This window comes from Propioniciclava sp., from assembly GCF_029977985.1.
Taxonomy (GTDB): Bacteria; Actinomycetota; Actinomycetes; order Propionibacteriales; family Propionibacteriaceae; genus Propioniciclava.
Genome location: NZ_JARKOT010000166.1, coordinates 12,741 through 26,391, shown reverse-complemented (window position 1 = coordinate 26,391; position 13,651 = coordinate 12,741). Strand labels below are relative to the sequence as shown.

The 13,651-nt window shown below is 74.1% G+C and carries 1 protein-coding gene (running past one end of the window); it reads right to left on the bottom strand.

All coding sequences use genetic code 11. The features are described 5' to 3' along the window. Nucleotides 1–13,651, bottom strand: the 5' portion of a protein-coding gene (locus tag Q1K57_RS10235; protein ID WP_300081955.1) for an SDR family NAD(P)-dependent oxidoreductase. It extends 3,341 nt beyond the left edge of the window; 13,651 of the gene's 16,992 nt are visible here — the first part of the coding sequence; it begins with the start codon at nt 13,649–13,651; the stop codon falls past the left edge of the window.

Here is a 13,651-nt window from a genome sequence, read left to right as displayed (position 1 = left end):
CGTCGACCTCGGCCGCCGTGCTCGCGAGGACCCGCGCGACGACGCCGACGACGGCGTCCTGTACGGCCGCACGGTCGACGGCCACAGCCGACGACGAGGTCGGGGCCGACGCGGCCGTCACGCGCCCGACCGCGGCGGGTGCCGTGGGCAGGACGGACCGCCGGATCTCGCGGGCGTCAGGGGACTCCATCTGCGCTCCCTTCGTCATGGTGATCACGCTCTGGTATGCGGCGCCCCCCTCGTGGCCCACGGTCTCGACGCTCGTGGCGACGAGACCGCCCGCAGCGATGACCCCGAGCCAGCCGTCGACGTCGAGCAGCGGGCTACCGGGAAGGCGGAGCCCGCGAGGATCGCTCGTCCACCAGCCGTCGAACAACCCGAAGACGAGGTTGTGGAACACCGACGTGGTCACGAGCTCGCTCACAACCAGCCGCCCCCCGTCCGCCACGGAGCGGGCGAGGCGGGCGAGGGTCTCGGGGAGGTCGTCCAGCACGTGCAGGACGTTGCCCGCGACGACCAGGTCGTACGTCTCGCCGGCCGGCAACGACTGCAGGTCGGCGACGACGTACGTCATGTGCTCGTCACCGACGACGGCTCGCGCAGAGTCGAGCAGGCTCTGGGCGAGATCCGTCGCGGTGTAGTGGAAGTCGATGCCGGCCCGACGCAGCGCCGCGACGAGGGGAATGGTCGTGCTGCCCGTGCCGGCACCGACCTCGAGCACGCGCAGCCGAGCCCCGTCGGCGTTGGTTGCCGCACCGAGGGCGACGGCCGACGCGCAGATGACTTCGTTGGCGACCTCGCCGAAGGGGTCGCTCCGGTAGAACGCCGTGAGCCGTGCCCCCGCATCCGTGCCGAAGAGCACGTCGTGGGCGGTGGCCTCCCCCGTGAGCCACGACGGGAGCTCGGCGAGGACATGGCCGGCCAGGGCCTCGCGGGCGGCGAGCGGCTGCCGGTCACCGTGCGTGACGGCCGGGGGGCGGGCACCGCGGGCCAGGGCGGTCAGGGCAGCCACGTAGCGGCGTCGGTCGCTCGTCCCGGCGGCCGGGGTCGAGTCCAGCAGGGCGCGGGCACGCTCGGCGATCTCCGCCTCGAGGGCGGCGTGAGCGCCGGCGGTGAGACCGGTGACGCCCAGGGTTCTCATCGTCAGGGGAGCCTCGTCTCGGGGGGCGAGGTCGGCCCGGAGGACTTCCTCGGAGCACACGACGGGTACGAGGTGCCCCACGCCCGTCGCCACAGCCCGCCACAGCAGGTCGAGACCCTCGGCGACGTCGAACCCGTACCAGCCGCGCTTCTCGAGGCTCGCCTGCTGGTCGGCGGACGACACTGCCCCGACGCCTGCCCACGGGCCCCAGCCGAGCAGCGTGACGGGCAGCCCGTACCGGCGGCGGGCATTGAGCCAGAGTGCGTCTGCCGCAGTGCTCGCCATGGCGTAGGCCGACTGGCCGGCAGCGCCCGTGAAGGACTGGACCGACGACATGACGGCGACGAAGTCGAGCGTGTCGTCCGCGAGGGCGTCGAGCAGAGCGACGGTGCCGGCGACCTTCGGACGCAGCACGGCGCGGACGCGCTCTCGGTCGAGATTGCGGACGGCGGCGTCGTCGAGGACCATCGGCGCGACCACGACGCCCCGCAGGCCGCCGGCGTCCTGCAGATCCCCGACGAGTCGGCGCATCGCGGGGGCGTCGGCGACGTCCACGGACACGTAGCGCACCGTGCCGGAGCCCTGCACCGTGGGCAGTGTAACCCGGTCACGAGGCCGACGGCCGGTGAGCGTCACCCGTCCGCCACGGTCGGCGATGTCTCGGGCGATCTCCCGACCGATGCCGCCGGCACCGACGACGAGATAGCTACCCCCGGCCTCCACGGGCGGGGTGACCCCCCCGGCGGGCAGCGTGACGTGCCGCAGGGCCCGTACGAAGCGCCGGCTCCCGTCGTAGACGACCTCGCGCCCCGGCTGCATCGGCGGCTCCGCCGCAAGCCGGGCGAGGAGATCCGGCCCGCCACGGTCGGCGAGCACCACGGCCCGGACTGTGAGGTGCGGGAACTCGCGCGCCAGGGAGCGAAGCAGCCCGAGGACCCCGGCGACACCGGGCTGACCGGCGGTCCCCGAGTCCACCGAAAGGGCCTGCCCCAGCGCGGCGGTGACGGAGGTACAGGCGTCGAGGCACCCGGTCACCGCCGCGGCCTGCAGGGTTGTGAATGCGTCGAGGCAGCAGCGCTCGGCGTCACCCACCTCGGGGCACGTCAACGCGAGCCACAGATCCGTCATGTCGGCCGGCAGCTCGGTTCCGCCGACCGGGAACGTACGGCACTCGCCGCGGGCCCGCAGCAGCGCCTCCACGCCGAGGTCGTCCGTCGTCCGGACGAGCACGACAGGTCCCGCAGCGGGCGTCGCGAGCGGGAGCGGTTCGAGGGCCCACTCGGGGCGCAGGACGTGCGGGGCGGGGCGCCGCGGCGCCATCTGCCTGCTCCGCAGGCCTTCGAACCGGGCGACGGGCGCACCGGAGGCGGTGAGCAGCTGGGCGGTGATCTGCCCCTCGTACCGCGTGGCGAGGGCGTACGCAGCCTCCGCGGTGTCGCCGGTCAGCTCGGCACGGTCGAGCACGAACGGTACGACGGGGGCCGCGCCCGCCTCTGGCGCCGGGTCGAGGCCCGCGACGGTCTGGAGTGCGGCGTCGAGGAGACCGGGGTGGACGCCCTCGTACGACGTGCCCGGGCCGGGCGGCATCAGCTCGGCGAGGGCGATGTCGGGGCCGAGGTGCAGGCGAGCGATCGCCCGATAGCCGGACCGGTAGTCGAGCCCGGCCGCGGCGCGGGTCGCGTAGAGGTCCGGCCCGTCGATGACGCTTCCGCAGCGCGTCCGCGCGGCGGCGAGGTCGACTGCGGAGGCGGGCGGACCGCCGGCGCCGACGCGGAGCGTGCAGAAGGTCGAGCCGTCGTCCGCCTGGATGCGCACCACGTCCCCGTCCACCTCTGTCGCCCGGGTGACCATGAGGTCGAGGCCCTCGACCGGGATGCTCGCCGCGGCCGACCAGGTCACGTCGGTCAGCACCTCACCGTCCTCGAGGAGCGACGCGGCAAGGGCCAGGTGGACCACGCCGGGCACGGTGGGGACGCCCGAGACGCGGTGGTCCCGCACCACCGGGTCCTCAGCTCGCACCGGCACGCGCCGGCTGCGTGGGGCGGCGGGGCGGACCGGAGCGACCGGTTCGGGCCGAGCGGGCTCCGGCGTCCCCTCGAGCAGCGTCGTGAACCAGTGTTCCCGACCGCCGAACGGATAGGTCGGGAGAGCCAACCGCCGGCCGGTCACCGGATAGCTCGTCTCCCAGTCGACGTCCTCGCCCGCGAGCCAGGCCTGGGCGAAGCGCCCCGCCACGCCGCCCGGGGGCTCGGTGTCGGGGGTGACGATCGCGGCGTGCGGCCTGCCGGACGACTGCGCGTCGAGGGCCGCCACCAGCTCGGCGAGGTCGGCGACGACGAAGACCGCGCGGTGGGTGTGGTGGTCGCGTCCGAGCGCGAGGGTGAAGCCCACGTCGTACGGATGGGGGCCGTCGTCGACCAGGTCCACGAGTCGATCCGCGGTGCCGGCGGCGTCGCGCAGCGCGATCTCGACGGCGGCGTGGCCGACGGGGGTCAGGCCGAGGCCGGCCCAGCTCTCCTCGACTGGCACCTCCTCGGGGCGGCAGCCGAGGTCGGCGGCCGCGATGCCCGCGAGGCGGTCGCGGAGCTCGCTCGTCCCGGACCCGGAGACCCGGAGCGCCTCGGCCAGGTCGTCCACCCGGCGCGCCAGCGCTCCGGGGGTCTTGCCGGAGAGGGGGATCACGTATGGACCGACGGGGCGCTGCACCTCGTCCGGGACCGGGCTGGGCTCCTGGAGGACGACGTGGGCGTTGATCCCGCCGAAGCCGAAGGAGCTGAGACCGGCCGTGCGCCGGTGCCCCGGCCGCGTGGGCCACGGCCGGGCGGTGTCGGCGATGACCAGACCGGTGCCGGCGAGCCGGATCTGCTCGTTCACGTGCTCCACGTGCAGGTTGCCCGGGATGATCTCGTGGCGCAGCGAGAGCAGCACCTTGAAGAGGCCCATCATCCCGGCGGCGGCCTCGGCGTGGCCGAGCACCGACTTCACCGAGCCGATGACCACCTCGTGGGGCTCCTCCTCGCCCTGGTCGGCCCGGAGCCGGCGGAGCGCGGAGGCGAGCCCGTTGACCTCGATGGGATCCCCGAGCGGAGTGCCGGTCCCGTGCATCTCGACATAGTCGAGATCGGTGACAGCGATGCCGGCTTCCTCGTGGGCCCGCACGATGAGGTCGGCCTGGGCCCGCGGGTTGGGGGTGGTGAGCGTGTTGACCTTGCCGCCGTGGTTGACGGCCGATCCGCGGATGACGGCGTAGACGTGGTCCCCGTCCGCTCTCGCGGCGGCGAGCGGGCGCACCAGGACGGCGCCGATCCCTTCGCCGCGAACGTACCCGTCGGCGGCGGCGTCGAAGGTCCGGCACCGGCCCGTCGGGCTCAGCATCCCGGCGCGGGAGAAGGAGACGTAGACGGTCGGGGAGATGAGGAGGTTGGCCCCACCGACGAGCGCGGCATCGCAGGCGCCCGAGCGCATCGCCTCGAGGGCCGTGTGCAGCGCGACGAGGGAGCTGGAGCACGCCGCGTCGACCGGGAAGCTCGGGCCGTGCAGGTTGAGCTGGTAGGAGACGCGGTTGGCGGTCAGCGAGTGGAACATCCCGGTCGTGCTGTAGGCCTCGATCGGCAGCTTCGAGTCGCGGACGAGCTCGAAGTAGTCGTGCGAGGCCGCCCCGACGAAGACGCCCGTACGGCTCCCGGCGAGGGACGAGGGGCTGTGGCCGGCGTCCTCCACCGCCCGATAGGCCGTCTCCAGGAACAGCCTCTGCTGAGGGTCCATGAGCGCGGCCTCGCGCGGGGAGATGCCGAAGAAGGCGTGGTCGAAACGTCGGACGTCGGGAAGGAAGCCTCCCCACCGGCTGTTGGTCGTCCCGGGCCGAGCCATCTCGGGGTCGTAGACCTCGCGCCAGTCCCACCGGTCCGACGGGATCTCCTCGATGAGGTCGTCGCCGTCGCGCAGGTGTGCCCACAGGTCGGCCAAGGACGGCGAACCTGGTGCCACGCCTGCCATCCCGACGATCGCGTACGCTTCGTCGGCCGTGGCGGGGATCCGTTCCACGACCTCGTCCCCCCCACGAAGCAGCGGGGCGACGGGGACGTCCGCGCGGGTGTGGTCGACCCGCACGACCGACGGTGCCGGCTCGGGGGTGGGTGCGGTGAGGCGGGCGGTCGCGCCCGCCCAGGCGGCGAGCGGCTCGGCGTACTCGGCGACGAGATGGTCGGCGAGCTCGGCGACGGTGGCGAACTCGAACATCGTCGCAGGTGTGATGTCGCTGCCGAGGGTGGCGTTGCAGGCCTCGGCCAGGCGGGAGAACGCGAGGGAGTCGAGGCCGTAGTCGGCGATGTCGGCATCGAGCCGGATCTTCTCGACAGCCACCCCGGACAACTCGTGCACCTGCCCGCGCAGGAAGTCGCGGACAGCCGCACCCACGTCGACCCCCTCCGTCCCGTCGTCGGCGGCGGGGGGGCACGCAGCCTGGTCGGCGCGGGCCGCGGGTGCCACGAGAGCTGCGACGGCGCCGCCCGGAACGACGGCCACGACGGGGTCGTCGTACCGGAGCGCCGCGTCGAGGGCGGCGAGACCGTCCTCGGTGCCGATCGGCGTCAGCCCGAACCGCTCGGTGAGCCGCTCCGCCGCCGACTCGGGCATCCGCATCCCGCCCTCGGCCCAGAAGGGCCACAGGACCGAGAGCATGCGGGTGCGCCCGCCGGACTGCTCGGCCACCAAGCCGTCGAGCCAGGCGTTGGCCTGACCGTACGCGCCCTGGTAGGTGCTCGGGATCGCGCCGGCCAGCGACGAGTAGACGCAGAAGAGGTCGAGGTCGAGATGCCGAGTCTCGTCGCGAAGGACCCGCCAGCCCGTGATCTTCGGCGCCCGGACGGCCTCGATCGCGGCATCCGTGAGGCGGAGGGCCGCCTCGTCCTGGAGGACGCCCGCGACGTGGAAGACCCCTAAGAGTCCGGTCCCGACGGAGTTCGCCGCGGCGACGGCCGACCGGACGTCCGAGGCGTCGGTGGCGTCGCCCCGGACGTACTGCACCCGGCGAGGGTCCAGCCCACTGCGCTCGAGCCCGTCCGGGGAGCGGCCGAGGACGACGACGGAGGCCTCCCAGTGGTCCACGAGCCACCGGGACAAGGCGAGCCCGATTCCGCGGTGGCCGCCCGTGACGAGGTACGTGCCCCGTCGGCGCAGCGCACTCTCCCCCGGTTCGCCGGCCGCACGTCCCCACCCGAGGGCTTCCGGTTCGGTGCCCGCACGCAGCAGCCCGCTGACCCGCCCGGCGAGGGCGGCGCCGAGGGCTTGCGGGCTGGCTCCGTCCCACGCGATGACGGCGGCGGACAGACGGCTGATCTCGTCCGAGGCGGTGCGCAACAGAGCCGCGAGGCCGCGAGCGGCCGGGCTGGGGGCTGCGGCACGCTCCACGACGAGGACGCGCACCGACGCCCCGGCCGGCAGCTGCCTCGTGATCCGCGGCCCGAGGTCCGCCAGCTCGTCCTGCCCCAGGCCCACGGGCGGGACGAGGACGACGGCCGCGCGCTCCGCGCCATCGAGCTGGGCTGCGACGGGGGCCTGCCACTCCGTCGTCCAGGGCACCGTCCGAAGGTCGGTGGCACCCAGCTGCGTCTCCAGGCCCGTGCCCGGCTCGGCGACCAGGACCACGCGGTCGAGGACGGCGCTCGCGTCGGCGGTCACCGGCGACCACGACGGGACGAGCCGCTGCAGGGAGTGGGCGGGGGCGACGGCGTCCTGGGTGAGCAACCGCACCCAGAAGCCTTCCAACCGGATCACGGGGTCCCCGCTCTCCGTCCACACGTCGATGTCGATCTTCCGAGCGTTCTTGACCTGTGCGCGCAGGGTCACCCTGCTGCGCAGCGGTCCCTCGCACGGCTGCCCGACCGTGATCGATTCGACCAGGAAGGGCAGAAGGAGGTCCCCTGACGTGTCGAAGAGGCTCGACGCCTGGAAACACGCATCCAGGGCCGTCGCGGGCCACCAGGTGGCCGGGTTGTGCTCGACCGCGGCGACCAGCGCTTCGACGACGTCCCCCTCGCGGCGGACGCGGCGGATCTGCCGGTACGGGCGCCCGAGGTCGAGGCCGAGCTCGCGCAGGGCCGCGTAGATCGTGTGGGGGTCGACCTCGTCGCCGCCGAGTTCGGCAGGCGCGCCCCGCAGCGGCCCGGCGCCCGCGTGGGCCTGGGCGGTCGCGTACACGGTCGCGGCCGCGTCCGGGCCCGCCGGCGACTCCACGCGGACGTCCCAGCCCTCCCCCGCAGCCGTGAAGACCACGCGCACCGGCAGGTGCTCCTCGACGAGCAACGGCACCTCGAACGCCGTCTTCGTGAGTTGCGACACCGGCAGCCCGCACTCCGCCGCGGCCCGACGGACCAGCTCGATGATGCCCGCCGCCGGCATGATGCGGCGTGTGAAGACCCTGTGGTCGTCGAGGGTGGGATCCTCCGGGTCGAGAGACGTCGTCCATTCGGCAGTCGCCGAGAGCACCGGCGCCGGCGTGGATCCGCCCGCCGGGGCCGGGACGGGGGGCAGGACGTGGCGTTCCCGGGCGAACGGGTAGAGCGGCGTGTCCAACGGCGCGACGGCACCGTGGTCAGGCAGGTCGCTCCCGCCGACGACCCAGGCGGAGGCGAGCCCACGGAGGCCGGGGTCGGGCTCGGCGGCGACAGCGCGGCGGCGGACGCGTCCTGTCACCAGGGCCGGGTGGCCGGAGTCCGCAGCCAGTGCGCGCAGGGCGGTCACCAGCGTCACCGGGTCCGCGGTGACGATCGCGGCGCGACAGGTGAGTTCCTCTCGGTGGGCACGCAGATGCTCGGCGAGGTGGCCCAGGTCCGGGGTGTGGCGGTCGACCCACGCGGCGAGTGCGCCCGCGAGGTCGCGCAGCGACTCCTCGCTCGCCGCCGACAACGGGACGACCACCTCTTCGCGGGTCGGCCGCGGCGCGGACGCGTGCGCAGCCGAGTCCGGAACCGCCAAGACGACGTGGGCGTTCACGCCTCCCGCGCCGAAACTGCTCACGCCCGCAACGAGCCCGAAGCCGGCAGCCGGCACCCACGGGCGGGGCTCGGTGACGACGTCGATCTCTCGGTAGGCGGCTCGGACGGCAGGGTTCAGGGGGGTGCTGCCGAGCGTCGCCGCGATCCGGCCTGTCTCGAACTGGGTGACGATCTTCGCCAGACCTACGAGGCCCGCGGCGCCTTCGAGGTGGCCGATGTGCCCCTTGACGGCACCGACAGCCGGCGGCGTCCCTCCGAAGACCTCGGCCAGGCCGCGTGCCTCGACGGGGTCGCCGAGCGACGTACCCGTGCCGTGGGCCTCGACGTACGACACGGCAGCGGGCGGAAGACCGGCGTCCGCGAGCGCGGCGCGGATGACCGCGGCCTGTGCCCTCGGGTTCGGGACGGTGAACCCCGACACCTTGCCCCCGTGGTTCACCGCGGTGCCGAGCACGCGGGCGCGGACCCGATCGGCGTCCGCCTGGGCGTCGTCCTCGCGGCGGAGCACGAGGCAGACGACACCCTCGCCGGGGACGAACCCGTCGGCGCCCTCGCCGAAGGGGCGGCAGCGCCCCTTCGGCGAGACCATCTCCTTGTGCGCGAGGTAGTCGTACTTGCCCGGGTGGAGATAGAGGTTGACGCCGGCGACGAGGGCGACATCGCACTCCCCGGAGCGCAAGGACCGGGCCGCATGGTGCAGGGCGACGAGGCTCGAGGAGCACGCCGTGTCGACGGTCTCGCTGGGGCCGTGCAGGTCGAGGACGTACGAGAGGCGGTTGGCGAGCGACCACCCCATGGACGTCGGGAAGACCTGCGCGTCGGCGCCCCAGTAGGCCGGCCCCCAGAGCGAGAAGGTGTGCGAGGTCGCCCCGACGAAGACCCCGACGCGATCGCGCCCGATGCCGCCGGGGGTTCCGAAGCGGCCCGGCGGGAGGCCCGCGTCCTCGAGCGCGTGCCACGCGTTCTGGAGCAGCAGCCGTTCCTGCGGGTCGGTGACCTGGGCCTCGAGCGGCGACATCGCGAAGAACTGGGAGTCGAACTCCTCCACGTCCTCGAGGAACCCGCCCGTCGGGCACGACGTGGGATGGGTGCCGGAGGGCGTCGTCGAGGTGCGTTCCGGCACGACGAAGCGCGTCACCGGGGCGATGGCCGTCACCTCGCCCTCGACGAGGCTGCTCAAGGCCTCCAGGTCGTCGGCGTGCGGCAGCCGTACGGCGAGGCCGGTCACCGAGAGTGCCCGCTCCTGGGGGGCGGGGCTCGCGGGGCGAGCGGCCGCAGGCTCGGCTGATCCGGCGACGGAGGGAGCGGCGGCGACGGGAGCATCGGGCGTGGTGGCAGCGGACGCGGCCCACCGGCGAACCCCGTCGCCGTAGCCTGCCGCGAGACGCTCGACGATGTCACCGATGTGCTGGGCCTCGTAGAGGAGGGTGACCTCGGTGCAGCCGACGTCCTCGCTCAGCCGGTGGTTGAAGCGCGTGACGGCGATGGAGTCCAAGCCGTACGAATCGAGGCTCTCTCCGAGGTCGAGCTCGTCGGGCTCGACGCCGAGGACGTCGCCGAGGGCGACCCGGACGTACGCCTCTGCCGCCGCGGCGGGCTCGATGTCGGCCGCCGTGACGGCGGGGTCGGCGCCGGGATCGGCCGCCGCAACGGCGCCCTGATACAGATCGAAGAGCGATTCCCACGCGGCCGGCCGGCCGAAGACAGGTCGACAGACCGCCGCGCCGCCGGCGAGGGCGTGCTCGAAGACATCGGCACCGACGACGTCAGGCATCGGGACGAGAGCACCGGAGCGTACGGAGGGGTGGTCCGGGTCCAGCGACAGGTCACCGCCGTCCCACCAGGACCATTGGATGGAACGGCTCCTCCCGGACCGGGAGCCTGCGGCCACGGCCCGGTCGCGCTGCTCGGCGAACGCGTCGAGCCACGCGTTGGCCAAGGCGTACCCGCATTGCCCGAGGTTGCCGACGGTCGTGGCGATGGACGAGCAGACCACGAAGAAGTCGAGGGCGTCCGCGGCGGTCACCTCGTCGAGGTGGCGTGCTCCCCCCACCTTGGCGTGGGCCGTCGCGGCGAGGGCGGCCTCATCCAGGTTGCGCAGCAGGCGGTCCTCGACGACGGCCGCCGCGTGCACGACGCCCGTGATCGGCCCGTACTCGGACCGAAGGCGGTCGACGACCTCGGCCAACTCGTCGACGCGCGTGACATCCGCCGTACGGTGCACGAGACGACCCCGGCCGAGGAGCTCGTCCGGAGCGGCGGCCGGGGTGCGGCCGAGCGTGACGGCGGTCATCCCCTGCCGGGCCAGCCAGCGGGCGAGTGCGTCGCCGACGCGGCCTCGACCACCACTCACGAGGACGACCCCGGTGCGCCGGGGGGTGCCCAGTCGGCCACCGGCCAGGCGGCGGCGGATCCGGGCGGCCTCGCGCACTCCGTGGCGGTACCGCGCCCGGGGCGCGTGATCGGTCGCGCGGATCTCGGACAGGGCCGCCTCCGCCAGGTCCCCGGAGACTTTGAGGTACGTGGCGCTCAGCCGCGAGGACTCGCGGGCGAGGCCCGGCGGTAGCGCCCGGCCGCAGGAGACGTCTGCCGCGGCGTCCGGCGCCGTCAGGAGCACGACGCGCATCACGTGGTGGGGCACGCTCGTCAGCGCTGCCTGCAGCAGGGCGCGGAAGGTCCCGACGGCGTCGGACTCCCAGCGCTCGCCGCCGTCGGCCAGTCCGGAGACGAGGACCACGTCGGGCAGCTCGTCGGCGTCACGCGCGTCCTGCAACCACGTCGCCCAGTCGCCCCGAGAAGTCCAGGCGGGTGCCGTCGTGATGCCGTCCACACCGTCGAGCGCGGCCGCGATGTCGTCTCCCACGGCCAGGACGCGCCGAGGCGCATCACCCCCCGCGGTCGCCTCCCACTCGACCTCCGCCCACGACAGCTCCGCCGCGGGGGCGGAACCGTCCCGGCGAGCGGGGGGCCGCAACCGGTACTCCTTGCGCTGGAATGGATACGTCGGGAGGGACACGCGGCGATGCGGTGGCAGCCAGGCGGCCCAGTCGATGTCGCCGCCGCCCAGCCAGACGCGGACGAGCGCCTCCTGCACGGCTCCGCGGGTGGCGTGCGCGGCGACGACGAGCTCGTCCGGCGCGGGCGGCTCCGTCTCCGCCGCGAGATCCTGCAGGGCGACCCCTGCCGCCTCTTCCGCGCGACGGTCGAGGAGGCGTCGGGCGGACAGGGGGCTCCGGAGGGAGATCGGGACGACGGAGTCGCCGGTGAGGAGCGCGACGGCAGCCTCCGGCGAGACGCCCGCGTCGCGGAGAAGATCCCCGTACGCGGCCAGAGCCGTGTCGTCGGCGCCTGCCGTGCCGTCGATGCCCCAGCGATGCTCCAGCGAGGCGAGCACGACGCGAGCGGCCACAGCAGCCGCGTGCAGGCCGGCCTCGTCGGCGCCGCGGTCGAGATGCTCGGCCACCGAGGGCAGTTGCGCCTCCGCCAGGGCGCGCCCCCATGCCTCTAGGTCGCGACGGACGGACGGGTTGACCTCGGCATGGCGCAAGGCCGTGTCGATCTCCGCGTGCAGCACCTCCGGCTCGCTCGCCATCGCGCCCTGCAGATGGCGCAGCTCGGCAGCCGTGACCGTGTAGGGGTCGGTCCAGGACGGGGCCCCGGCCAGCCGCACCGTCCGCATCGGCGGGCGGAGTCCCGTCGGGTTCGGGTCGAGGGCCTTCTCCGCGTCGAGCATCCCGGTGGCGACAAGCGCCGCTCGCACACCGTCCTCGGCCGCGACGAGCGGGATGGCTGCGGGAAGGTGCGCGAGCAGGGCCATCGTCACGGCGCACTGGGCGAGAAGACGGCGGTCTTCCTCGTCACCGGTCGAGCGACAGGCCAGCGCGAGAGGGTGATCGTGGCCGATCAGGGCGTCCATGCTCGCGTCGTCGACGGTAGCGGGCCTGGGGCCCGTCCGGACCGCGGTGACGGCCGGCTGCCCACCCGTCGGGGTGAGCACCCGCTCGAGGCCGGCGACATCGTGGACGACGCCACCGCATCGTACGGCCATCTCGTCGCGGCCGGTCGCCAACGTCGAGAGGCTGTCCGGTAGGTCCTCTGCCGACAGGCCCTGCGCGTACTCGCGCCAGGCGGCGCAGAGCGCCTCGAGTGCCGCGGGCTCGCGGGCGGACAGCAGGGCGGGCAGGCCCTCCTCCGGCATCGTGGCTGCGCCGACTCGCGGCGAAGGCGCGTCCTCGACGACGATGTGGCTGTTGGACCCTCCGGCACCGAAGGAACTCACGGCGGCACGGCGAGGCGCGCCCGCAGGCTCCGGCCACTCCTCGGGATCGTCCTCGACGAGCGTGACCCGGTCGTCGAGGACGAGCAGCGGGTTGGGGTCGGCGGCGATCGGGTACGCGGGGAAGGTGCGCGCGCCGATCAGCCCGAGCGCTCCGACGACGCCGGTCGCCCCGGCGGCCGACTCGCCGTGCCCGACGTGGGCCTTGACCGAGGAGAGCCGCAGGGGGCGCTCGCGCTCCACGGCGTAGGCGCGGCGAGCAGCAGAGACTTCGATGGGGTCGCCCAACGGGGTCCCCGTGCCGTGCGCGAGCAGCAGGTCGACGGACGCGGGATCGATGCCGCCGGAGGCGAGCGCCTCGGCGACGACGGTGGCCTGGGCCGCGACTGTCGGGCTCGTGATCGAGCGGCGCGGTCCGGCGTTGTTGACCGCCGACCCGATGATGACGCCGTGGACGTGGTCCCCAGCGGCAAGGGCGTCGTCCAGGGGCCGGAGGAGCAGGGTCACGACGCCGTCGCAGTCGACGAACCCGTCCGCGTCGGTGGAGAACGTGTGACACCGGCCCGTGGGGCTGAGCATGCGAGCCTGCGAGTACGACAGGTATCGCCAGGGATTCAAGTTGAGGTTCACCCCGCCGACCAGGGCGAAGTCCGCCTCCCCGGCGTGGATCAGACGACCGCCGAGGTGAATGGCGGTCGCGCTGCCCGCGCACGCCGCGTCGACGGAGAAGCAGGGACCATCGAGCCCGAGCTGGTGGGCGACGCGGCTGGCCAGCATGTAGTCGGACCCGCCGAAGGTCGAGCGTTCGGTGACGTGGTCCCAATCGACCGGCCCGAGGAGGTGGTCGCGCGACGCGGCGCTGATGACGACGGCGGTACGGGCGGCGCGCAGCTCGGCCGTGGGAATGGCCGCATCCTCCACGCAGTGCCAGCTCTCCTCCAGGACAAGACGCTGTTGCGGGTCGACGTGAGGAGCTTCGGCCGGCGAAACGCCGAAAAACGCCGCGTCGAAGGCGTAGGGGTCGTCGATGAGTCCCGACCAGCGGGTGACGCTGCGCGCGGGCGCGTGGGCCGGGTCCCCGAACTCCCGCGTGTCCCACCGATCGGCCTGGATCTCCCGCGGAACGATGCGCCCGTCGATCATGAGCCGCGCGAGCTCGGCGGGGCTGTCAGCGTCGGGCAGCCGACAGGCCACCCCGACGACGGCGATCGGAGTCCACGGACGGAGTGTCTCGTTCAC